General features: G+C 65.0%; 16 protein-coding genes. 8 read left to right on the top strand and 8 right to left on the bottom strand.

Annotation, left to right across the window (positions count from 1 at the left end; genetic code table 11):
• Nucleotides 1-103: 103 nt before the first annotated feature.
• Nucleotides 104-2,746, bottom strand: coding sequence for an aminopeptidase N (pepN, locus tag AC4NN3_RS06725; protein WP_491926301.1), 2,643 nt, complete (start codon nucleotides 2,744-2,746; stop codon nucleotides 104-106).
• Nucleotides 2,747-3,065: 319 nt separating this feature from the next.
• Here pepN and AC4NN3_RS06720 point away from each other — a divergent pair, with 319 nt between their 5' ends.
• On the top strand, nucleotides 3,066-4,919 hold the full coding sequence (locus tag AC4NN3_RS06720) for an ABC transporter ATP-binding protein (RefSeq protein WP_491926300.1): 1,854 nt from the start codon (nucleotides 3,066-3,068) through the stop codon (nucleotides 4,917-4,919).
• Nucleotides 4,920-5,144: 225 nt separating this feature from the next.
• Complete coding sequence (locus AC4NN3_RS06715) at nucleotides 5,145-6,998, top strand: ABC transporter ATP-binding protein (protein ID WP_491926299.1); 1,854 nt, start codon at nucleotides 5,145-5,147, stop codon at nucleotides 6,996-6,998.
• A gap of 21 nt (nucleotides 6,999-7,019) precedes the next feature.
• On the opposite strand, the gene AC4NN3_RS06710 is transcribed toward AC4NN3_RS06715, so the two are convergent.
• A complete protein-coding gene (locus AC4NN3_RS06710) occupies nucleotides 7,020-8,999 on the bottom strand; it encodes a putative bifunctional diguanylate cyclase/phosphodiesterase (RefSeq protein ID WP_491926298.1) in 1,980 nt (659 codons plus the stop codon).
• 251 nt (nucleotides 9,000-9,250) lie between these two features.
• Here AC4NN3_RS06710 and AC4NN3_RS06705 point away from each other — a divergent pair, with 251 nt between their 5' ends.
• The 3 genes from AC4NN3_RS06705 (at nucleotide 9,251) to AC4NN3_RS06695 (ending at nucleotide 13,783) form a co-directional block, all read left to right on the top strand.
• On the top strand, nucleotides 9,251-11,770 hold the full coding sequence (locus AC4NN3_RS06705) for a beta-mannosidase (protein ID WP_491926297.1): 2,520 nt from the start codon (nucleotides 9,251-9,253) through the stop codon (nucleotides 11,768-11,770).
• Between the two features lie 181 nt (nucleotides 11,771-11,951).
• Entirely contained in the window at nucleotides 11,952-12,866 is a 915-nt protein-coding gene (locus AC4NN3_RS06700) for a DMT family transporter (RefSeq protein WP_491926296.1), read from the top strand.
• Entirely contained in the window at nucleotides 12,866-13,783 is a 918-nt protein-coding gene (locus AC4NN3_RS06695) for a DMT family transporter (protein WP_491926295.1), read from the top strand. The genes AC4NN3_RS06700 and AC4NN3_RS06695 overlap by 1 nt, the downstream gene beginning before the upstream one ends.
• On the opposite strand, the gene AC4NN3_RS06690 is transcribed toward AC4NN3_RS06695, so the two are convergent.
• Both AC4NN3_RS06690 and AC4NN3_RS06685 read right to left on the bottom strand, forming a co-directional pair.
• Nucleotides 13,780-15,072 (bottom strand): NAD(P)/FAD-dependent oxidoreductase, encoded by a 1,293-nt coding sequence (locus AC4NN3_RS06690; protein WP_491926294.1) that lies wholly within the window; start codon nucleotides 15,070-15,072, stop codon nucleotides 13,780-13,782. The genes AC4NN3_RS06695 and AC4NN3_RS06690 overlap by 4 nt on opposite strands.
• Nucleotides 15,073-15,148: 76 nt before the next feature.
• Complete coding sequence (locus AC4NN3_RS06685; protein WP_491926293.1) at nucleotides 15,149-16,510, bottom strand: FGGY-family carbohydrate kinase; 1,362 nt, start codon at nucleotides 16,508-16,510, stop codon at nucleotides 15,149-15,151.
• A 143-nt stretch (nucleotides 16,511-16,653) separates the two neighbouring features.
• Here AC4NN3_RS06685 and dusA point away from each other — a divergent pair, with 143 nt between their 5' ends.
• On the top strand, nucleotides 16,654-17,652 hold the full coding sequence (gene dusA / locus AC4NN3_RS06680) for a tRNA dihydrouridine(20/20a) synthase DusA (protein WP_491926292.1): 999 nt from the start codon (nucleotides 16,654-16,656) through the stop codon (nucleotides 17,650-17,652).
• A 2-nt stretch (nucleotides 17,653-17,654) separates the two neighbouring features.
• On the opposite strand, the gene AC4NN3_RS06675 is transcribed toward dusA, so the two are convergent.
• Both AC4NN3_RS06675 and AC4NN3_RS06670 read right to left on the bottom strand, forming a co-directional pair.
• A complete protein-coding gene (locus AC4NN3_RS06675) occupies nucleotides 17,655-18,341 on the bottom strand; it encodes a retropepsin-like aspartic protease family protein (protein WP_491926291.1) in 687 nt (228 codons plus the stop codon).
• A gap of 78 nt (nucleotides 18,342-18,419) precedes the next feature.
• Entirely contained in the window at nucleotides 18,420-19,268 is an 849-nt protein-coding gene (locus tag AC4NN3_RS06670; protein ID WP_491926290.1) for an adenosylcobinamide-GDP ribazoletransferase, read from the bottom strand.
• Between the two features lie 58 nt (nucleotides 19,269-19,326).
• Here AC4NN3_RS06670 and cobT point away from each other — a divergent pair, with 58 nt between their 5' ends.
• On the top strand, nucleotides 19,327-20,349 hold the full coding sequence (gene cobT, locus AC4NN3_RS06665) for a nicotinate-nucleotide--dimethylbenzimidazole phosphoribosyltransferase (RefSeq protein WP_491926289.1): 1,023 nt from the start codon (nucleotides 19,327-19,329) through the stop codon (nucleotides 20,347-20,349).
• On the opposite strand, the gene AC4NN3_RS06660 is transcribed toward cobT, so the two are convergent.
• Nucleotides 20,346-21,431, bottom strand: coding sequence for an HD-GYP domain-containing protein (locus AC4NN3_RS06660; protein WP_491926288.1), 1,086 nt, complete (start codon nucleotides 21,429-21,431; stop codon nucleotides 20,346-20,348). The two genes, cobT and AC4NN3_RS06660, sit on opposite strands and share 4 nt — an antisense overlap.
• A 92-nt stretch (nucleotides 21,432-21,523) precedes the next feature.
• Entirely contained in the window at nucleotides 21,524-23,050 is a 1,527-nt protein-coding gene (locus AC4NN3_RS06655; RefSeq protein WP_491926287.1) for a sensor histidine kinase, read from the bottom strand.
• 115 nt (nucleotides 23,051-23,165) lie between these two features.
• Between AC4NN3_RS06655 and AC4NN3_RS06650 the strand changes: the two genes are divergently transcribed.
• Nucleotides 23,166-23,702 carry a thermonuclease family protein gene (locus AC4NN3_RS06650; RefSeq protein ID WP_491926286.1) on the top strand — a complete coding sequence of 179 codons (537 nt, stop codon included), beginning with the start codon at nucleotides 23,166-23,168 and terminating at the stop codon, nucleotides 23,700-23,702.
• Nucleotides 23,703-23,764 lie beyond the last annotated feature (62 nt).

The raw sequence follows: 23,764 nt of genomic DNA, 5'->3' as shown, positions 1-23,764 counted from the left end.
GTCCAGACCCCCGAAAAGTACGCAACCGTACTGATCCGCCAAATTACGAGTCGGCAGAATCACTTAGCGTGCGAAGAAAAATTCTTCCAACATTCTCCGCAATTTAGCTTGCCAACATGCGCGAAAGGATGTCGGCGGTGTTGCGGCTGAGCGAACCGCTTGCCTCCAGCCCGGTCAGCGCGGCCTTTGCCGCATCGCGGCGCCCCTGTTCGAGCATTGGCCAGATGCGGAAGCCGGTCAGCAGCCGTGCCGCTACCTGCGGATTGATCTTGTCGATTTCGGCCACGATGCCGGTCACGAAGCGGAAACCGGTCCCGTCGGCCCGCGCGAACTGCGTCGGATTGCCCATGACGAAACTGCCCACCAGCGAACGCAGGCGGTTGGGATTGGTCTTGGGGAAGGCCGGATCATCGAGCACCGCGCGGATGCGCTCGATCACCCCGTCGCGTGGCACGCTGGCCGTCACGCTCAGCCACTTGTCGAGGACCAGCGGATCGGCGGCGGCATAGTTGGCGTGGAAATCGGCCAGCATGGCCTCGGCATCGCCCGTCCAGGCCAGGGCGACTGCGCTGAGCGCGGCCAGCCGGTCGGTCATGTTGCGGGCGCCGGCATATTGCTGGGCGGCAAGCCCTGCAGCACCGGCGGCTTCACTGCCCACCAGCAGGCCGAGCAGGCGATTGCGCAGGGAGCGCCGCCCGGTACTGGCGGCATCGGGCGCATAGGGCGCGTCGCTGGAGAGCTTGAGATAGGCGTTGAGCATGTCCAGCGCCAAAGGGGCGAACACCGCCTTGAGCAGCTCCGTGCGCACGTCATGCACGCGGTCCGGATCGATATCCCTGCCGATGCTGCGGCTGATCTGCGCTTCGGCCGGCAGGCTCAGCGCCAGCGCCTTGAAGGCATCGTCAAGGCTCTCGCTGGCCAGCGTCTGGCCCATGGCCTGGCTGAGGGCCGTGACGGCCTCATCGCTCCAAGGCGTGCCAGTGATGGCGGCCACGGCCAGTGCCGTGCCGACATCCTGCAGCGCCTGCCAGCGGTTGAACGGATCGCTGTCATGCTGGGCCAGGAACAGCTGGTCAGCCTGGCTGAGCGCGGTGTCCATGATCACCGGGGCGGAAAAGCCGCGCAGCAGCGAGGGCACCGGCTTGCTGGCAATGCCAGCAAAGGTGATCTCGGCCTCGGCCGTGTCGAGCACGATCATCTCGTCGCGTACCGTGCCGCCGCTCACCCCGGACCAGGCCATGTCGCTGCCATTGGGGCCGAGCAGGCCGAACTTGATCGGCATGACCAGTGCCTGCTTGGTCGGCTGGCCCGGCGTCGGCAGCGTCTCCTGGCGCAGCCTGAGCGTATAGGTCTGCGCTGCCACATCATAGCTGTCGCTGACGCTCAGCCGCGGGGTACCGGCCTGCAGATACCAGGTCTGGAACTGTTCGAGGTCGACGCCATTGGCTTCGGCAAAGACCGCGAGGAAGGCCTCGATGGTCGTGGCTTCGCCGTCATGGCGCTCGAAATAGAGGTCCATGCCCTTGCGGAACCCGGCCTCGCCCAGCAGCGTCGCCAGCATGCGCACGATCTCGGCGCCCTTTTCGTAGACCGTGGGCGTATAGAAATTGTTGATCTCGCTATACTGGCTCGGCCGCGCCGGATGGGCCAGCGGGCCGCCATCCTCGGGGAACTGCGCCGAGCGCAGCGTCACCACGTCCGAGATGCGCTTGACCGGGCGGCTGCGCTCGTCGCTGGTGAACTCCTGGTCGCGATAGACCGTCAGCCCTTCCTTGAGGCACAGCTGGAACCAGTCGCGGCAAGTGATTCTGTTGCCAGTCCAATTGTGGAAATATTCATGCGCGATCACCCGCTCGATGCCGTCATAATCGGCATCGGTGGCGCTGTCGGGCTGGGCGAAGACCAGCTTGTCGTTGAAGATGTTGAGGCCCTTGTTCTCCATCGCGCCGAAGTTGAAATCGCTGACGGCGACGATGTTGAAGATGTCGAGGTCATATTCGCGGCCAAAGCGCCGCTCGTCCCAGGCCATCGAGCGCTTGAGGCTGTCCATGGCCCAGAGGCACTGCTCCTCCTTGCCGTGGCTGCAATAGATGGCCAGGTCCACCTTGCGGCCGGAAGCGGTGGTGAAGCTGTCGGTGATCGAGCCCAGATCGCCGGCCACCAGGGCAAACAGATAGCTCGGCTTGGGGAAGGGGTCCTCCCACACGGCAAAATGCATTCCCTCGCCAGCGTTGCCCCGTTCGATCAGGTTGCCGTTCGACAGCAGTACGGGGGCCAGCGCCAGCGGCGCGGCGATGCGCACCTTGAACACCGCCAGATTGTCCGGCCGGTCGAGATAATAGGTGATGCGGCGGAAGCCTTCGGCCTCGCACTGCGTGCACCAGGTGCCGCCGGAGCGATAGAGCCCCATCAGCCGCGTATTGCTTGCCGGCTTGAGGGTGACCTCGGTTTCCAGCACGAAGCGGCGCAGCGGCGGCTCGATCAGCGTCAGGCCGGTCTCGTCGGCGGCATAGGCCGACAGCACCAGCGGTGCGCCATCGATGGCGATGGAATCCAGCACCAGCCCGTCGCCGTCCAGCACCAGCGGCGTACCGGGTTCGGTATCGGCCTGCGGCTCGACCGTCAGCAGCGCGCGTACCCGCGCCTCGTTTTCGCCAATCTCGAAGTCCAGATCGACCGACACGATCCGATAGGGGCTCGGCCTATAGTCCTTGAGGAAGATGGTGTGCTCGGTCTCGGTGCGCATGAACGGATCCGTCTTGAGTCGGTCTGAATTTGAAGTGTGGCCGCGCCGCAACAGCAGACTCGGCACTTTCGTGTAGTCTGCCGCCGGCGGCCGATCAGGTCCACTCTTGTATGCCAATTGGGACGGCATTGGGGAGAGGGCATTGTTTGGCTTCATCACGTGGCTCCTCTGCGCCAATTGCGGGCGTATCGAGCACGATTACGAATTTTCCGAACGGCACTCTGCCTGGCTGTCCAATCCGCCCCTCCCGCTGCCAAGCCAGCGGTGGTCGCGCGCCCGGGCCGGCATCAGTGTCCGGACCTGACAATGGTGAACGATAATGTTGCGTTGGTTTGAACGACGTCTTGATCCCTATCCGCCCGGCGATCCGGTAGAACCGCCCAAGGGCCTGCTCGCCTTTTGCCTGCATTACAGCGAGGGCGCCAAGAAGTGGCTGGCCTTGATGGCCTGTGCCGCCGCGGCCGTGGCCATTGGCGAAATCATCATCTTCGGCTTCATCGGCGATGTGGTGAACTGGCTGGCTGAAGCCGACCGGGCCACCTTCATCCAGACCGATGGCTGGAAGCTGGCGCTGATGGGCGCCATGGTGGTCTTCGTGCTGCCCGCCTTCGCGCTGATCTCGACGCTGACCATGCACCAGACGCTGCTGGGCAATTTCCCCCAGCGCATCCGCTGGATGAGCCATCGCTACCTCATCCGCCAGTCGATGAGCTATTTCCAGGACGAGTTCGCCGGCCGCATCGGCGCCAAGCTGATGCAGACCTCGCTGGCCGTGCGCGAAGTAGTGATGAAGCTGCTCGACATGCTGGTCTATGTCGTCGTCTATTTCACCGGCGCCGTGGTGTTGGCCGCGGCTGCCGACTGGCGGCTCGCCGTGCCCTTCCTGGTCTGGCTGGCCGCCTATGTGTCGATGATGATCTATTTCATCCCGCGCATGGGCAAGATCTCCCAGGAGCAGGCCGATGCCCGCTCGCTGATGACCGGCCGCATCGTGGACAGCTATACCAATATCGCCACGGTGAAGCTGTTCTCCCATTCCAACCGGGAAGAGACCTATGCCAAGGAGGCGATGGACCAGTTCCTCGACACCGCCTATCGGCAGATGCGCCTGTTCACCGTGCTCAATCTGGCGGTGCTGTGGTCCAATTCGCTGCTGCTGTTTGCGGTGGCCGCCACAGGCGTCTGGCTCTGGCTCAACGAGCTGATGTCGCCTGGCGCTCTGGCCGTGTCGCTCGGCCTCGTCATGCGCTTTCAGGGCATGAGCCAGTGGGTGATGTGGGAAATGTCCTCGCTGTTTGAAAATATCGGCACGGTGCGCGACGGCATCTCCTCGCTCTCGGTGTCCCGCATCGTTTCCGACGAGCCCGACGCCAAGCCGCTGCCGGCCGTCAAGGGTGACATCAAGTTCGAGAATGTCTCGTTCCACTATGGCAAGACCGGTGGCGTTATCGAGGATCTCAACCTGCACATCGCCGCGGGCGAGAAGATCGGTCTCGTCGGCCGCTCCGGCGCCGGCAAGTCCACCATCGTCAACCTGCTGCTGCGCTTCTACGACCGCGCCGACGGCCATATCCTGATCGACGGGCATGATATCGCCAAGGTCACCCAGGACAGCCTGCGCGCCAATATCGGCGTGGTCACCCAGGATACCTCGCTGCTGCACCGTTCGGTGCGCGACAACATCCTCTATGGTCGCCCCGACGCGACCGAGGCGATGATGCGCGAGGCCGCCGACCTGGCCGAGGCGTCCGATTTCATTGTCGGGCTCAGTGATGCCAAGGGCCGCAAGGGTTTTGACGCCCATGTCGGTGAACGCGGCGTCAAGCTCTCCGGCGGCCAGCGGCAGCGTATCGCCATTGCCCGCGTGCTGCTCAAGAACGCACCGATCCTGGTGCTGGACGAAGCCACCTCGGCGCTCGATTCCGAGGTCGAGGCCGCCATCCAGGGCCAGCTGCAACTGCTGATGAAGGGCAAGACGGTGATCGCCATCGCCCATCGCCTGTCGACCATCGCCATGATGGATCGCCTGGTGGTGCTCGACAAGGGCCGCGTCGTCGAGACCGGCACCCATGCCGAACTGCTGCAGACCGGCGGCATCTATGCGAGCCTGTGGAACCGCCAGTCCGGCGGCTTCCTCGATCTCGACGAGCCGGAAGAAGCGGCGGCACAGTAATACGATGCCTACGGATTTCCCCCTTTCCCACCGGGAGAGGGGGAGAATTGCAGACCTGACCAACCAAAGGAGATCCCAGATGGGTGACATCATCGAAACGGCCAATCCCGCGCGCAATCCCGACCATCGCGCACCCTGCTTTGCACACCGCAAACCCTTGGACCGTCACCGAACCTGACCTGAGCAAGAACCTCCGTCAGGCGCGGCTCACCAAATGAGCTCACCATGTTCAACCGCGTCATCAGCTATTTCGACCACCTCTATGCCCCCACCGCGCTCGCCGAAAACCGGCAGCCGCCCATGGGCCTCACGCCTTTCGTGCGCTACTTCATCGGCCAGTTCCGCGCCGCCTTCGCCATCCGCATCGTGCTGGTCGCCATTGGCTCGGTCGCCGATGCCCTGATGCCCGTCTTTGTCGGCCTCGTGGTCGGCATGCTGGCCACCACCAATCCCGGCGACATCTTTACCGAGCACGGCCAGACTTTCCTCTGGATGATCGTCGTCGTCGTCCTCGTGCGGCCGCTGACCTTCCTGCTCGATACCCTGATCCGCAACCACGGCATCGTCCCCAACCTGGTCGATCTGGTGCGCTGGCAGAGCCACTGGCACGTCATCCGGCAGAGCTGGACCTTCTTCCAGAACGACTTTGCCGGCCGCATCGCCAACAAGATCATCCAGGCCGGCGAGGCCATCGAGATCGGCGTCAACCTGACCATCGACGCCGCCTGGTATGCTCTGGTCTTCGTGATCGTGGCCATCGTCGTGCTGGCCCAGCTCGATCCAGTTCTGCTGGTCCCCATCGGGGTGTGGCTGCTGCTCTATGCCGTGCTCTTCACCATCACCATGCCGCTGATCGCCCGCTATTCCGAGGAACTTTCGGAGAGCAAATCGGTGATGACCGGCCGCATCGTCGACAGCTACACCAATATCCAGACGCTCAAGACCTTCTCGACCGGCGAGCACGAGGATCGCTATGTCGCTGACTCCATTGATGAACACGCTGTCAGCTTTCGCAAGCTGATGCGGGTCTTCACCTATATGTGGTCCACCCTGTTCCTGCTCAATGCGGGCCTGGTGGTCTCGGTGACCTGGCTGGCCTTGATCGGCTGGAACGAGGGGAGCCTGTCGGCGGCCGCCGTGGCCACCGCCATCCCTTTCGCCCTGCAGATCATGAACATGAGCGGCTGGATCCTTGAAATCGGCTCCAACATCTTCCGCCAGATCGGCAATATCCGTGACTCCATGATCACCATTGCCCAGCCGCTGACCATGCTCGACGCGCCCCAGGCAAAGCCCCTCGTGGTGACAAAGGGCGAGCTGGTCTATGACAATGTCAGCTTCAACTACTGGCGCGGCCAGCAGGGCAGCGTCATCGACGCCTTCCACCTGACGGTGGCGCCGGGCGAAAAGATCGGTCTGGTCGGCCGCTCCGGCTCGGGCAAGTCGACTTTGGTCAACCTGGCCTTGCGCATGTTTGACGTGCAGGACGGGGCGATCCGCATCGATGGCCAGGACGTGCGGGCGGTCACCCAGGAAAGTGTGCGGGCGGCGATTGGCCTGGTCAGCCAGGATACCTCGCTGCTGCACCGCTCGATCCGCGAGAATCTCAAATATGGCCGCCAGTCGGCCAGTGACGCGGAGATGATACGGGCCGCCGAGCAGGCCAGGATCCACGACGTCATCATGGACCTGGTCGATCCCAAGGGCTTCACCGGCTACGATGCCCATGTCGGCGAGCGCGGCGTCAAGCTCTCGGGCGGCCAGCGCCAGCGCGTCGCCATTGCCAGGGTGCTGCTCAAGAATGCCCCGGTCCTGGTGCTCGACGAGGCCACCTCGGCGCTCGATTCCGAGGTCGAGGCGGCTATCCAGGAGCAGCTGACCACGCTGATGCAGGGCAAGACGGTAATCGCCATCGCCCACCGTCTCTCCACCATCGCCGCCATGGATCGCCTGGTGGTGCTCGAGCAGGGCCAGATCGTCGAGCAGGGCACCCATGCCCAGCTGCTCTCGAGTGGCGGGCATTATGCGCAGCTCTGGGAACGCCAGTCCGGCGGCTTCCTCGATCTGGACGCGAAATAGGCGCGAGGCGTCGCGGGCTGCCTAGCCTGCGGCGCCATAGGCCGGATGTGGCTTGGCGTGCCAGTGCGCCTGCTCCAGCGCCAGCTGCGCCCGCATGCTTGCCGCGTCGACCGGCCGGCCGAACAGATAGCCCTGCATCACCGTGCCGCCTAGCGCCGCCAGCGCCTCGAGCTGCTCGCGGGTCTCCACCCCTTCATAGACGCAGGAAATCCTCAGATTGCGGCACAGGTCTGCCGTGGTCTTGATGATCGCCTGGCTGGTCGTGTCATTGCAGATTTCGGCGACGAAGCTGCGGTCGACCTTGATCCGGTCCAGCGGCAGCTGCTGCACATGGGTGAGGCTGGAATGCCCGGTGCCGAAATCGTCCAGCGCAATGCGCGAGCCCAAAGCCAGCAGCGCCAGCAGCGAGCCATTGGCCTGGTTCATGTCGCGCATCACCGCGGTTTCGGTGATCTCGAAGTCGATGCGGCAGGGCGTGCCGGCGGCCTCCACCATGGCGACGATGGCCTGGATGGCGGCGGTAGAGCCGATGTCATGGGCTGACAGGTTGACCGACAGGCGCATATGGCGCGGCAGCCGGGCCGACGCCGCCAGTGCCTGGCGCAGCACAGTCTGGGTCACCTTGCAGATCAGGCCGGTGCGTTCGGCCAGCGGAATGAACTCGACCGGCGACACGTCGCCCAGCACCGGGCTGCGCCAGCGCGCCAGCACCTCGAAACCGGTGGTGCAGCCCAGGGCAATGTCGAACTGCGGCTGGAACAGGATGAAAATCTCGCTGTCGAGGTCGGCGGTGCGCAATTCGTGCTCGATCCGGCGCACCTGGCTGATCTCGCGCTCGTGCCGTTCGGCAAATACCACAGCGCTGCCCCGGTGTTCCCGCTTGGCCACCGAGGTCACATAGTCGGCCCGGTCATAGGCCGTTTCGGCCGTGTCGCCGGAGCGCGCCGCCGCCAGGCCCATCGAGGCCGACAGATGGATGGTGGCGCCAGGCAGCTCGAATGACTGGCTGAGGGCGTCGCATATCACTGCGCCCAGGCTCTCCAGCGTCTCCGCCGAGAGCGGGCCGCTAAGGATCATCGCGAAGTTGTCCGCCTCCAGCCGCGCCACCAGGGCACCTGCCGGGCGCAGCAGCATGATCCGGCGTCCCGCTTCCGCCAGCACATGGTCGCCGGTGACCTGCCCGAAGATCCCGTTGATCGACTTGAAGCCGTCCAGGTCGATGCGGGCCACGGCAACCTGCGCGCCGTTGTGGCTCGCCTCGTCCAGCATGGCCTTCAGTTGCCGGTAGAACCAGCGCCGGTTGGGCAGGCCGGTCAGTGGGTCGAGGTTGGCCAGCCGGTCGTTTTCATCCGACAGGCGCTGCGTTTCGGCCTGCTTTTGCGCCATGGCCGAGCGCGACGAGACCAGGGCAGCGAAATCGCGGTAATTGCCCAGCAGGATGATCAGCATGGCCAGCACTACCGCGACCAGGTTGAGGGCGATGGCGGTGAGCACCACATTGCCCATGGTCAGCATGACAATGACGAAGGGAAACAGGGTGAGGCCGCCCATGGTCAGCGCGGCGGCCCGCACATGCATCAGGCAGAACATGCAGGCGATGGTGGTGATGCCGCAAAAGAACACCACCTGCGATTGCTGATAGGGATCGCCATAGGGGAGCAGGCCGATGGTCCAGAGCGTGAAACCAAGCGACAGCACGGGCATGACCCGCATCATCTGCCGCAGACTGTGGCGCGCCCGGACCAGATCCTGCAGTAGGCCCCGCGCCCGCCACCAGTGCAGGATGCGCAGCATGCTGGAGATCGTCAGGATTGCCGGCACGTAGAGGGTCAGCGCATCGGGCGCCGTGCCGATATGGGTAAAGCCCAGGATCAGCGTGTTCACCACCACTGTGGCATACATCAGCGGCACCTGCCGCGACAGCGCGCGAGCCTGCGCCAGAATGAGGTCCGGATCGTCCGGAACGGCAAATATCCGCCTGATTGACTCAAGTGCCGACATCTTCTGTGCCCCCAGAATGCCTCAAACTAGCGGGCCAAATGCTAATAGAACTGTAAGCGGGCCCGTCGCAGTTCCTGTTTGCGGGGCTTCGGTACCATTTGGGACGTTGCAACTGATGCATTTTCGTCGTTTGGGCCCATTGGAAGCGGCCGCAAGACCGGATAGAACCGCCTGAAATCGATTGCACCGGACGGTACCCGTCCGTTTCAGCAGCCGGCAGCCAGACAGCGCTGCCTTCGGAGGAGTCGTTCATGCCTGTTCCCGCCACTTTTTCGGCCATCGACCTGGCCGGTCGCTTTGCCCTGACCTCGCCCACCAGCGACATTGCGGTGCCGCTGGACCTGCCGGGCGACGTGCATGCAGCGCTGCTGGCGGAAGGCCGCATTCCCGACCCCTATTATGGCGAGAACGAAAAGCAGGTGCTCTGGGTCAACGAGACCGCCTGGTCGGTCGAGCGCAGCTTTGCCGCCAGCCCCGCCGATATCGACGGTTACCTGACGCTGACCCTGGCTGAAGTCGACTGCATCGCCACCATTTCGCTCAATGGCGCGGTGATCGCCCAGACCGATAACAGCTTTGTCCGTCACGACATCGACGTCACCGGCAAGGTGCGGGCAGGGGACAATACCCTGCGCATCGATTTCGCCATTGCCCCCGACGTCGCCCGCGCCCGCTCGGACGCCCATCCCTTCCCGATCCCCTTCACCAAGAACTACCAGACCAATGGCCTGGCCGGCATTCCGATGAACTTCATCCGCAAGGCGGCGTGTCACGCCGGCTGGGACTGGGGCATCTGCATTATGCCCATCGGCGTCTATGGCACCATGACCCTGCGCAAGTCACGCCTGGCCCGCCAGGAGAGCGTCCAGGTCGACCAGGTCCATGGCAGCCATTCGGTCGAACTGACTCTGAAGACCCGGCTTTTCGCCTTCGCTCACGGTGAGGTGGAACTTGAGCACAGCATCAATGGCCAGACGATCACCGACAAGCTGGTGGTCAACAAGGGCGAGAACCTCTTCACCCATAACCTGACCATCCAGAACCCCAAACTGTGGTGGCCGGCCGGGCAGGGCGAGCAGCCGCTCTATGAGCTGGTGACCAATCTCGAAGGCGAAAAGACCACTCGCCAGATCGGCTTGCGCAAGCTGGAGTGGATCGTCGAGAAGGACGAGATCGACCACTCCTTCAAGTGCCGCATCAATGGCCGCGACATTTCCATGCTCGGCGCCAACTGGATCCCGGCCGACGCCATCCCCAGCCGCATCACCCCCGCCGTCATCCGCGACCTGCTGGAAAGCGCCAAGGCCGCCAATATGAACATGCTGCGCATCTGGGGCGGCGGCCAGTACGAGCCCGATTATTTCTACGAGATGTGCGACGAGCTGGGCATCCTGATCTGGCACGATTTCATGTTTGCCTGCATGAGCTATCCGTCCGATCGCCCCTTCCTCGACAATGTCCGCACTGAGATCACCCAGCAGGTGCGCCGCCTCAGCCACCATGCCTGCATTGCTTTGTGGTGCGGCGACAACGAGGTCATCGGCTCGCTCGGCTGGTATCCCGAGACCAAGGCGGCGCCCGAGCGCTATGTCGCCAATTACGACCGGCTCAACTCCATGCTCGGCAATATCGTCGAGGACGAGGATCCGGCGCGCCGCTTCTGGCCGTCCTCGCCCTCCATGGGCTATCTCGACTTTTCCGACGGCTGGCACGCCGATACCCGCGGCGACACCCACTATTGGGACGTGTGGCACTCGGCCAAGAGCTTTGAGGCCTATCGCACCGTCAATCCGCGCTTTGCGTCGGAGTTCGGCTTCCAGTCCTTCACCTCGATGAATGTCATCGAGACCTTCTCGGAACCCAAGGACCGCAACCCGTCCTCGCCGGTGATGGAAAACCATCAGCGCAATGACGGCGGCAATGCCCGCATCCTCGAGACCATGACGCGCTATTTCCGCTTCCCGCGCGATTTCGACCAGATGGTGTTTTTGAGCCAGATCCAGCAGGGCCTCGCCATCAAGACCGCCATCGAATACTGGCGCTCGACCAAGCCGCGCTGCATGGGCACGCTGTTCTGGCAGATCAACGACATCTGGCCGGTCGCCAGCTGGTCGAGCCTGGATTACGGCGGGCAGTGGAAGCTGCTGCAATATATGGCCAAGCGCTTCTTTCTGCCGGTCAATGTCGTCGCCGTGCCAGTGCATGACGCCGTGCCCACCAATTCGCGCGGCAAGCCGGTCGAGAACGCACCGGCCAGCCGCATCCTGCTCAAGGGTATCAATGATACTGGTGCGCCGCTCGCCATCAGCCTCGAAGTCCGGGCCGTCAAGGTGTCCGGCGGCGAGCGTCAGCTGTTCTCGGGCAATTGCGCCATCTCGGCCGATGCGGCCATCGAGGTCACGGCCATCGCCGCCGGTGATCTGGCCGCCGATGAGTTCCTGTTCTTCTCCTGGCGCGACGCGGCGGGCAAGCTGCTGGGTGAAAACGACTATTTCCCCAAGCCCTACAAGGCCTATGAACTGGTCCAGCCCAAGATCCGCGCCGGCTGGTCCGAGATCGACGGCCAGCTGGTGCTCAGCCTCACCAGTGACCAGCCAGCGCTCTTCGTCACCGCCAGTGTCGACGCGCCCGGCTATTTCTCCGACAATGCCGTGACCTTGCTGCCGGGCCGCACCACCGACCTCACCTTCACCCCCCGCCACGGCGCCACGCCCTCGGCATCGGAACTGGTGCAGTCGCTCAAGGTGCGCAACCTCAGCGAGACGTTCTGACGGTCTGCCAACACCCCCGCCCAGCCTCCCCCTGAAGGGGGAGGTTGAGTGAGGTGAAAAGGCCCTGGGCGGGTTTGTTCGTCTTCCATACAAGATTGTGCCAACTGGTCATTGACACCGCTGGCACGATCCTTAAGCCTAAGGTTCAGCGCCGCGCCTCCCCGCGGCCGTCGGATCCGTGATGTCTACTGTTTTTGCTCCGCCCCCCGAACGCCGTCTGATGGGCATCGGTCTGGCGCTGGTCGCCTATTTCATGTTCACCGGTATCGACAGCTCCGCCAAATGGCTGGGCCTGGTCGGCATTCCCTTCATGCAGATCGTCTTCCTGCGCTATGTCGTCCATCTTGGCCTGGTCAGCGTGATCAACCTGCCGCAGCAGGGCCTGGGCCTGTTGCGCACTGGCAATATGCGGCTGCAGATCCTGCGCTCGATCACCCTGCTGGGCGCCTCGATCGGCAATTTTGTCGCCGTGCAGTATCTGCCGCTGACCGTCACCGGCGCCATCGCCTTCACCATGCCGCTGATCCTCTGCGCCCTGTCGGTGCCGCTGCTGGGTGAAAAGGTCGGCTGGCGGCGCTGGACCGCGATTGGCGTGGGCTTTGTCGGCGTGCTGATCATCGTCCGCCCCGGTACCGACGCCTTCCACCCGGCCTCGCTGCTCTGCCTGTTCGCGGCGTTCAGCTCGGCCTTCTATTTCATCTTCACCCGCAAGGCCTCTGGCGTCGACAGCCCGGCCACCAGCCAGTTCTACCTGGGCATCTTCGCCACCGTGGCGCTCCTGCCCTTCGCGCTGGCCAACTGGGTCTGGCCCTCATCCATCGATGGCTGGGTCGCCTTCTTCGCCATCGGCGTCTTCGGCTTTGTCGGCCACCAACTGATCACCGTGGCCTATGGCTTTGCCCCGGCCGCGGTCATCGCACCCTTTTCCTACCTGCAGATCATCTTCATGGCGCTGGCCGGCTGGCTGATCTTTGCCCAGCTCCCCGATACCTCGCTCTATCTGGGCGCGCCCATCGTCATCGCCAGCGGGCTCTATATCTGGCTGCGTGAGCGCAAGCTGGCCCGGCCGGTCTCGCTCGTCGCCGAGCAACGCTGATGGCCCGCGCCGTCGCCGCCATCGAGGAGAATCCCAACCGGGCCATCCTCATCCTGCTGCTGGCCCAGAGCGTCCTGATCTTTCTCGATGTTTCGGCCAAGTGGCTGTCCATTACCGGCATGCCCACCACCGAGATCATGTTCGCCCGCTATGGCATGCATGTCGGCCTGCTGCTGCTCTTCGTGCTGCCCCTGCGCGGCTGGAACTTGTTTGCCACGGGCAACTGGAAGCTCGAAGTGGCGCGGGGCCTCTGCCTGCTCGGCTCCACTGCCGGCAATTTCCTCTCCATGCGCTACCTGCCGCTGACCGTCACCGGCGCGCTGCTCTTCACCTCGCCGCTGATGGTCTGCGCCCTGTCGGGGCCGCTGCTAGGCGAGCATGTGGGCTGGCGCCGCTGGCTGGCGATCGGCGCCGGCTTTATCGGCATCCTGGTCATCATCCGTCCCGGCACCGAGGCCTTCCATCCGGCGGCGCTGCTCAGCCTCATGGCGGCCTTCTTTGCGGCGCTGTTCTCGATCGTCACCCGCAAGCTGGCCGGGGTCGATGGTGCCATGACCCAGCAGATCTATGCCGGCGGCATCGCCCTGCTCGTCATCACCCCCTTCGCCTTCACCGACTGGGCCTGGCCCAGCCAGCCCATCTCCTGGGTGGCCTTTTTCACCCTGGGCACGGCCGGGGTGCTTGGTCATATGCTGATCTCGGTCGCACATCGCTTTGCCACCCCGGCAACGCTGGCCCCGTTCAACTATCTCCAGCTGATCTACCTGGCCCTGGCCAGCTGGGTGGTCTTCAGCCAGCCGCCCGACAGCTGGTTCTTTCTGGGGGCCTCCATCATCATCGCCAGTGGCCTCTATATCTGGCTGCGCGAGCGCGCCCTCAACAAGCGGACTGTCTCGGTCGCCGCCATTGTCGATTAGGGCTCGTCGATTTCCTTGATCGGCGCCCTCTCGTCGGCCTGGCCCTGGGTAATCAGTCGGGCGCTGCGCTGGCCGGTGAGATAGATCCACAGCCAGCTCATGGTGATGATGATGCGCGTGCGCGTCTCGACCAGGAAATAGATATGGGCAAAGCCCCAGACCCACCAGGCCAGCCAACCCTTGAGCTTGATCCAGCCGAAATCGATCACCGCCGAACTCTTGCCGATGGTCGCCAGGTCCCCGGCATGCTTGTAGGCAAAGGGCAGGGGGGTGGTGTCGCCGACGAGGCGCTGGCGGATCACCCGCGCCACGTGTTCGCCTTCCTGCTTGGCCGCCGGGGCAATGCCGGGCACCGGCTTGCCATTCTCCCGCATCAGGCTGGCGACGTCGCCAATGACGTAGATGCCGGGAAGGCCCGGCACCGACAGGTCCGGCGCGACCTTGACCCTGCCGGCCTTGTCGCCGTCGATACCCAGCCATTTGGCGACCGGTGAGGCCGCCACGCCGGCAGCCCAGATGATGGTTTTGGTGTCGAGCCGCTTGTCGCCAAAGCTGACGCCATCGGCATCGATGCCTGAGACCATCTGGCCGAGCTCGACCTCGACGCCCATGTCGCGCAGCGCTTTGAGCGTATAGTCGGACAGTTCGGGATCGAAATTGCTCAGCACCCGGTCGATCCCCTCGATGATCACCACGCGCAGGTCGGCGGCGGTGATGGAGTGGAATTCGCCCTTGATGCTGGCGCGGCCCAGCTCGATGATCGATCCGGCCAGTTCGACCCCGGTTGGCCCGGCGCCGATAATGGCAAAGGTCAGCAGGGCCCGGCGTCGTTCCGGGGCGGTCTCGCGTTCGGCTGCTTCGAGCGCCAGCAGCAGCTTGCGCCTTATGGCGGTAGCGTCTTCCAGCGTCTTGAGCCCCGGCGCGAAGGCTTCCCATTGATCATTGCCGAAATAGGCATGGTGGGCGCCGGTGGCCAGGATCAGCGTGTCAAAACGCTCGCGGCTGCCATCCTCCAGCAGCACGGCGCGTCCCGCGGTATCAACGCCGGTCACCGTAGCCATCAGCACCCGTGCATTCTGCTGCCGGCGCAGCAGGTGGCGGATCGGCCAGGCGATTTCCGACGGGCTCAATGCCGCGGTCGCCACCTGGTAGAGCAGCGGCTGGAACAGGTGATGATTGCGCCGGTCGATCAGCACGACCTCGACATCGGCATGGTTGAGGGCCTTGGCCGCTGCCAGCCCGCCAAAGCCGCCGCCTACGATCACCACGCGATGCCGTTGCCTGTTCATGCAAACCTCCGTCAACCCTGCCCGGGGTGAGCAGGTCATGGGAGGCAACGCCCCCGGCGGCCTGATGGCTCCCCGTTCAGGCCAGCCGACCGCGCCAGCGTTCAGCATAGGCAGCCAAGTCGGGATGGTCCAGCGGCGCCACGGTGGTGCCGGCAGGCGTGCCCGCCGTGCCGCCAAACAGCATGCTGGCGCCCAGACTCGTGCCGGTGGCGTCGCCCGAGGTCCGTACCGGCACCCCGGTCAGCCGCGCCAGGGCCGCCGCGAAGAGGCCGTTGCGCGCCAGCGGCCCCTCGATGATGATCTGCTGGCCCAGGCCGCAGAGGCCGAGGCAGGCTTGCGTCACCAGCGCCAGATAGAGCGATACGGCAGCCGTGCGCTGGCCGGGGCTGAGCGCGTCGGCATCGCCGGTCCAGCAGCCGACATGGCCGGGGAAGGGGCCGACCCCCGGCATGAAACTGGGCAAAGCCTGCACGTCGCCGGCAATCACTGCATGCACATCCGCCTCGCTTGGCGTCACGGCTCCCGGCGCCAGCATGTCGAATTCGCGTCCGGCCATGAAGCGCGCCGTCGGCACCGGCCTGCCATGCGCGTCGACATTGGCGAGGCTGTCGCGTGCCGGATCGAGCCGGCTGGTATTCCCGCCCACGGTCATGGCGATGGCCCAGGTCCCGGTCGAGAGGATGGTGAAGGGCTCGGCATGGGCGCCCAGATGCGGCAGCAGCGAGGCATTGGAATCGTGGATGCCGCAGGTCACCGGCGTCTCGGCGCGCAACCCGGTCGAACTGGCAATCGCGCCCTTGACCGGGCCCAGCACCGAGGCCGCCGGTTTGATGGACGGGAACAGGTCGCGCCAGCCCTGGGCGGTCACCAGGCTGGAAAAATCCCCCCGCTCGGGCGCCCACAGGTCCGTGTGACAGCCCAGCGAGGTGACTTCGCTGGCCATCACGCCGGTCAGCCGCCAGGCCCAGTATTGCGGATAGGTCAGGATGGCGGTGACGGTGGCAAAGGCGTCGGCAAAGTGCTGGCGCTGCCAGAACAGCTGCGCCCCGATATTGAGGCCATTGGGCAGGCGTGGCGACAGCGTCTCGGCAAAGTCCGGCCGCACCGCGCCATAGGCTGCCGCTTCCGTCTCGGGCCCGGCAAACTCATAGTCCAGCACCGGCAGCGCCAGTGCCTCGCCGGCCAGCAGCGCCGCGGTGGCGCCATGGGTGGTGATGGAAATCCCGTCCACCCCATGCTCGACCTGCAGGGCGCTCAGGCTCTCCAGCATGAACGCCCACAGCCGCTCCACATCGGCATGCGGATAGGGCCCGTCCTGCCGGACACTATTGGGCGTGCTACGCGCCGCCAGTTGCTGGCGGGTATGGGCATCGATCAACACCACCTTGGCATTGGTCTTGCCGATATCGATGACGGCGATGAAGCGGGGCAGGGGCATGGCGGGCACTCGGGACGCAACTGCCGTGGCCATACGGGAATTTGCGGGCAAAGGCTATTGCTGACATGTTAGTGTGCGCGCGCAACCCCGCCCTGTCCCCAGCGACTGGCCAATTGGCCCGTTCTGCGCTATGTGCCGCCCCCATGATCGACCTTGCCCGCGCCCGCCGCTTCAGCATTGCCCCCATGATGGACTGGACAGACCGCCACTGCCGGTTCCTCCATCGCCTGCTGACGCGCGACAGCCTGCTGTTCACCGAAATGGTCACCAGCGCCGCCATCATGCATGGCGACGTCGACCGGCACCTGCGCTTCGATCCGGTCGAGCAGCCCGTGGCGCTGCAGCTGGGCGGCTCCGATCCCGCCGAGCTGGCGGCCGCGACGCGCATCGGTCATGACTATGGCTATGCCGAGATCAACCTCAATGTCGGTTGCCCCTCCGATCGCGTGCAGTCGGGCCGCTTTGGCGCCTGCCTGATGGCCGAGCCGGCTTTGGTCGCCGATTGCGTGCGCGCCATGCGCAGCGCCACCGATCGGCCCGTGACGGTCAAATGCCGCATCGGCATCGATGATCAGGATATCGAAACCGGGCTCGACCGCTTTGCCGATGCCATGGTCGAAGCCGGCGTCGACGCGCTCTATGTCCATGCTCGCAAGGCCTGGCTGCAGGGCCTGAGCCCCAAGGAAAACCGCACCATCCCGCCGATCGACTATGATCGGGTCTATCGCCTGCGCGCCCGCCTGGCGCCGCTGCCGGTCTTCATCAATGGCGGCATCGACACCCTGGAGCTCGCCGAAGCCCAGCTCGCTTATACCGATGGGGTCATGCTCGGCCGCGCTGCCTATCACAATCCCATGCTGCTGGCCCAGGTCGACCGCCGCTTCTTTGGCGCCACCACGCCGGACGTGACGCTGGAATCGGTGATGCACGCCATGGTTGCCTATGCCGATCGCGAGATCGCCGCCGGCGCCCGCATCAACAATATCACCCGCCACATGCTCGGCCTCGCCGCCGGCCTGCCGGGCGCCCGCCACTTCCGCCAGATCATGAGCGTCGATGCCTGCAAGCCGGGCGCCGACAGTTCGGTCCTGCTGCGCGCCCTCGACGCCGTCATGCGCCAGCCGCTCGACCAGGCCAGCTGAGCCTAGTCTTCCAGCTCCAGCGCGTTCTGCGTCACGCTGTAGCGGCTGAGGGTTTCGAGGAAGGTCATGCCCAGGAGGCTGGTTTCCAGCGCCCCGGCCTCTGCGACAAAGGCCACGATGCCCTGCCGCGCAATACCGCCTACCTCGAGCTGATCGAGTCGCACCCGTGCCGCCCTGCCGGTGCCATTGGCCGTCGACACGGCGATGGAAAAGCGCAGATTGTCGGTATCGATCCCCGCTGCCTCGGCATCGGCGATGGTCAGCACCACAGCGCTGGCGCCGGTGTCAAAGATCATCGGGGTCGTATGGTCATTGACCGTGGCATTGATCTCGAAATGCCCGCCCATGCCGCGCCGGAAGGTCGCCGTGCCCTGTTGTGCATTGACCACGGCCACGCCCGGCTGCAATTCCCCCGCCACCCGGCCGGCAATGCCGGTCAGCTCGTCACGATAGGCATAGGTGAGGCCGGCCAGGGCAAAGATGCCGATCCACAGCACCACGCTGGTCAGCAGTTCGCGGGCCGGTCGACGGCGGGTGAACAGGCCCCCGGCAAAGACGATGAGCAGTACCAGCAAGGGCAGCAGCTGCGCCGTTTGCCCCTGTGTGAGCCCGGCCAGGGCGCCCGCATCGGCGCTGATCAGCAAAGCCAGTCCGACCGAAATCAGCAGCGCAATTCCAATGAAGATCATGCTGGCGCGCTTTCCGGTTCTGGCAAACTCATTTCTCCGATAAAGGCATTCCGCGCGGAATTTTCAAGCCTTGCGCCACTACACGAACGCCATCAGGGCCGCCAGCACAGCGATTTCAACCAGGCCGCCAAGGGCGCCGATCAGGTCCCCGCTCTGTCCGCCCACCAGGCGCTTGCACAGGGCCGACCAGCCGGCAGTCACCACCAGGGCGGCCACCAGGGCAAAACCCAGTGCCAGCAGATTGGTTGCCGGTCCGCCCAGCACAAACGCCAGCAGCACGGCAAATACCCCGCCCACGGCAAAGCTGCGGCCGCTGACCGCCCCGGCCGCCGCCGATATGCCATCGGGCCGCGCCGCGGGCAGGGCCACCGCCAGCCACAGCGCGCCAGACCGCCCGACAATGCTGGCCGCCAGCCAGATCGCCCCGGCCGCCAGCGGGCTGATCGCCGCCACCGCGCCCAGCCCGGTCACCCGGAGCAGGATGAAGAGGCACAGCGCTGCCACCCCATAGGTGCCGTGTCGGCTATCCTTCATGATCTCGAGCCGGCGTGCCGGAGTGTGGCCGCCGAACAGCCCGTCCGCCGCGTCGGCCAGCGCGTCTTCGGCCATGGCGCCGCTCACCAGCACCATGGCGGCCACGGCCACTGCAGCCACGAAATAGGCGGGCAGGCCAAGCAGGCTCCCCCCGACCAGCAGCAAAGCCGGGCCCAGACCGATCACCAGACTGGCCAGTGGCAGCGCCATCGCAATGCGGTTGAGGTCGGGCTTCTGGTGCGGACGGTCACCGGTCGGCAGGCGGGAAAAGAACCGCAGCGCCATGACCAGATCGTTGACCAGCCCCACGCCGCCGGGTGGGGCGTCCGGGCGGCTGGGCGCGATGTCCTCAGGCGCAATCGCATCGTTTTGTGGCACTTGGGTCAATTGCATTCGGCCCTGTTCTAGGCAACAACATGCCTCCTTCCTACCACAGCATTCCGGACTCACCATGCCCTCGCTCAACCCCGCCTATGCCGACGTTCTGGAGCTTTTGACCATCGTTCCCGATGGTGACGAGACCGCCGTGGCAGCCGTCCGGGCCCGCGACTCGCAACTGACCAAGCCGCCCGGTTCGCTGGGGGCGCTCGAGGGTCTGGTCGAGTTCCTGGCACGCTGGCAGGGTCGGGCCCAGCCGCGGCTGGACAATCCCATGGTCACCATCTTTGCCGGCAATCATGGTGTGACCGACCAGGGCGTGTCAGCCTTCCCGCGCGAGGTCACCGCCCAGATGGTGGCCAACTTCACCAATGGCGGCGCCGCTATTTCCCAGATCTGTGCCCTGCACGAGATCAATCTGCGCGTGTTCGAACTGGCGCTCGAACTGCCCACCGGCGACATTACCCTCATGCCGGCGCTGGACGACAAGATGTGCGCGGCCACCATCGCCTATGGCATGGAAGCCATTGCCGGCAAGCCGGACCTGATCTGCATCGGCGAAATGGGCATCGGCAATACCACGGTCGCCGCGGCCATCTATGCCGCGCTCTATGGCGGCACCGGCGCCGACTGGGTTGGCCGCGGCACCGGCGTCGATGATGCCGGGCTCACGCGCAAGGCCGACGCCGTCGATCGCGCTTTGGCCCGTCATGCCGGCGAACTCGACCACCCGCTGGCCATCCTCGCCCGCGTCGGTGGCCGCGAGATCGCCGCCATGCTCGGCGCCCTGCTGGCCGCCCGCCACCAGAAGGTACCCGTCATCATCGATGGCTTCGTGGCCACCTCGGCCGCGGCCATCGCCCATGCGGTGAACCCGGCAGCCATCGACCATTGCCTCTTTGCCCACACCTCGGCCGAATCCGGCCATGCCCGGGCCTTGGCCGCCATGGGGCAGAAGGGCCTGCTCGATCTGGGCATGCGCCTGGGTGAGGGCAGTGGTGCGGCTTTGGCCGCCGTGCTGGCCAAAACGGCGCTGCACCTGCACGCCAACATGGCCACCTTTGCCGCTGCCGGCGTCAGCGGCAGCGAGGTCTAGCCGGGATTGGGGGCCATGACCCGGTCCATTTCGCGGACCAGTCTGGCTTCCACCTTGCCCGCACTCGCCATCGCGGTCAAAATCTCGATGGCCTGGACATGGCTCTTGGCTTCCTTGTAGCTGCGTCGCTCGATCAGTGCGGCATAGACGTCGCTGACCGTGATGATCCGCGTCATCTCATCAATGTCGGCGGCGACGATCCTGTCGGGATAGCCGCTGCCATCGAGATATTCGTGGTGGTGCCGCACGGCATTGAGAATGTCGCGCTCCATGGTGCTGTGCGCCACCAGATAGTCGAAGCCCGCGCGCGGATGGCCGCGGATCATGTCGGTTTCCCGCAGTGTCAGGGCGCCGGGTTTGTCGAGGACGGCGGCCGGGACGGTGGATTTGCCGATGTCGTGCAGCAGTCCGGCCACGGTCACCCGCACAACGTCATTGCGCGACATCTTGGTCTTGGTGGCAAAGGCCGAGGCAACGCCGGTCACCAGCATGCAGTGCTGGTAGGTGCCGTCGTGGTGATCGCGCACCGCTGCCATCCAGTCGGTGACGCTGGTAACGCAGACCGAGTCGGCGATCTGCTCGCAGGCAGTGATCACCCCGGCCTTGTCCAGCCTGCCATTGCTGCTCATGGCGGCAAAGCTGTCGCCAAGTGCCAATACGCCGGTGCTGATCGATCGCCGTTGGGCGGTCGTGGCGCTGTCGCCTGGCCTCGCGCTGCCCGAGGCGGCGTTGCCAAAGTGAAATTGCAGCGCTGCCCGCATATCGGCCACACTGGCCTGCCGAGGCAGCAACTGGTTGGCACCCAGCACATTCGCGTGCACGCGGGTCACCCGATTGTCGGTATCCACCAGGAAGATCCGGCAGCCGGTGCCGCGCGCCACCAGCGCCGACTTGAGCCGGCGGACATTGTCGACCCGGCGCAGATCGACGTCGAAAACCATACAGGGATCGCTGTCCAGATGCTGCGCCGACAGCTCATCAAGCAGCACCGGTTCGGCACCCAGATCCCTGGCTGTGCTGCCGGTGGTGACTGTCGCATGGTCGATGACAAGCAGCACCGCGCGATTTGATCTGTTTGGCACACCATTCTCCCTGCGCTGCCCGAACTATGACAGGGGAAGGTTGATGTCCGGCTAATAAAATTCCACAGAAGTATTTATAGATTGAAGCTGCCTCAGCCGGCGGCAGAGTAGATCTCGAGCCGGTTGCGCTTTTCCACCACCGGCGCCAGCGCGTCCATCACCCGGGCGCGGGGGAAGGTGGCGATGACTTCGGTGCCAAAGCGCAGCTTGCTGAACAGATCGAACCGGCCCTGATGCAGCTCCATGATCTTTTGCACGATGGGCAGGCCGAGACCGGCGCCCTGTTCTGCGGTCTTCTGCGCCAGCGAGCCCTGTCCGAAGGAACTCAGCACGGTCTCGATCTCGTCCTCGGGAATGCCCGGGCCATTGTCCTTGACCGACACCATCTGCCCGCCATCGCCGCTGCGGGCCACCTGCAGGATCACCTTGCCATGCTGGGGCGTGAACTTGATGGCATTGCTGAGCAGGTTCAGCACCACCTGGCGGATGGCGCGCTCATCGCCCCACAGCTTGGGCAGGTTGTCGCCCATGCTGAACACCAGCTCGATCCCCTTGGACTTGGCGCGCAGCTCCATCATCCGGCGGCAATCGGCAGCGATATCGACCAGCGACACCACTTCTTCATTGAGCTCGTATTTGCCCGCCTCGATGCGGCTGAGGTCGAGCAGTTCGTTGATCAGGTTGAGCAGGTGCTGGCCGCTGCCATGGATGTCGCCGGCATATTCCTTGTATTGCGCTACCTGGTGCGGGCCCAGCAGCTCGGAATGCAGCACTTCGGAAAAGCCGATAATGGCGTTGAGCGGGGTGCGCAGCTCGTGGCTCATGGTGGCCAGAAACTGCGACTTGGCGATATTGGCCTGCTCGGCATGCCGACGGGCCTCGTCCGACATCTGCCGTGCTTCTTCCAGCTCGCTGATCAGCGCGTCCTTTTCGGCCTGATGGGTGATGGTGTGCAGCTCCGAGGCGTGCAGCTGGCGCGCCAGATAGACGAAGAACACTTCGCCGCACAGCGCCACCGCGGCCAGGGTATAGTTGAGCGTGCCGCCCAGCATGATCAGGTTGGCCGACACCGTTATCGTCACCGGCAGCGTGCTCATCAGCGTGGCGGGGGGCAGGGTGCGGGTGGCGATGGCATTGGCGGCAATGGCCACCAGCACCATGGCGAACATGACCGGGGTCAGCGTATTGGGGTCGGCCACCAGGGTAAACAGCGCCAGCAGCGACCAGGCCAGCCCCAGCAGGGTCTCCCCGGCGACAAAGGTGGTGGTCCATTCGGCGGCATTGAACTTGGTCGCATCGGCCGTCCTGAACCGCTGCGCCATCAGCACCACGATCAGCATGCTCAGCAGCACCAGCCCGGCCCAGAGCGCGGCGAACAGCGTTGGCACCCAGAAGCTGGCGACAAAGGCCAGGATGCCCACCAGCGCCGCCATGGGCAGCGCCGCACCACGCCGGGACTCGGCATAGTCATGCATCAGTTCGAAGTCGAAGGAGGAGCGGGTGCCCGAGCTCGAGGTCAGGCGCTGGCGGGCGTCGAGCACCGTGCGCTGCGCCGCGCGCTTGCTGTCACGGCCCATTTGCGAACGGACATCGTCGATGACAGCCGACTGGGGCGACATGGGTACTCGTCACTCGTTACGCGTTACTAAAACGGCGCATCCACCACGCCGCACTACTCTTGGCGAAACTCTAGGCAGCGCGTAGTTAACGTCTGGTGAAACCCGATGGGGCCAGATGTATCGATCCACCGTCTTTTTTGGCCGACGCGGCACAATCCTCGCCATTCTGGTGCTGGCCGCCGTGGCACTGGTCGCCAGCTGGCTCGATACCCCGCTCCCGCCCATCGCCGGTTCAGGGCGGGCCAGCGATGGCGACAGCTTCCGTCTGGGCGAGGATCGGGTGCGCCTGCTTGGCCTTGATGCCCCCGAACTGGCCCAGGATTGCGCCGGCGCCGATGGCGCCCGCTGGCCGTGTGGCCGTGTGGCGCGCGACCGGATGGCCGGTCTGCTGGCTAGCGGCGCCCTCGATTGCCGGCCCGAAGGCCGCGACCGCTATGATCGTCTGCTGGCCCACTGCGCCGTCGATGGCATGGATCTGGGCGCAACCCTGGTGGCCGAGGGACTGGCCGTTTCCGCCGGCGACTACTGGGACGAACAGAATGCCGCGCGCAGCGCCCGCCGCGGCATCTGGGCCGGCGGCTTCGATACCCCCGCCGACTGGCGCATCGACCACCCGCGCGGCAACGGCCTTCTGGGTTGGTTCGGACTCTAGGTTACCTTTGTGTTAAAGGCGGCATTCAACTTGCATCGCGCAAGATTATTGCTAATACAGGG

The sequence above is a fragment of the Devosia sp. MDV22-iso42 genome (genome assembly GCF_058629155.1).
Note: the sequence above shows the minus strand (reverse complement) of the source record. Positions and strands in the feature narration are given on the sequence as shown.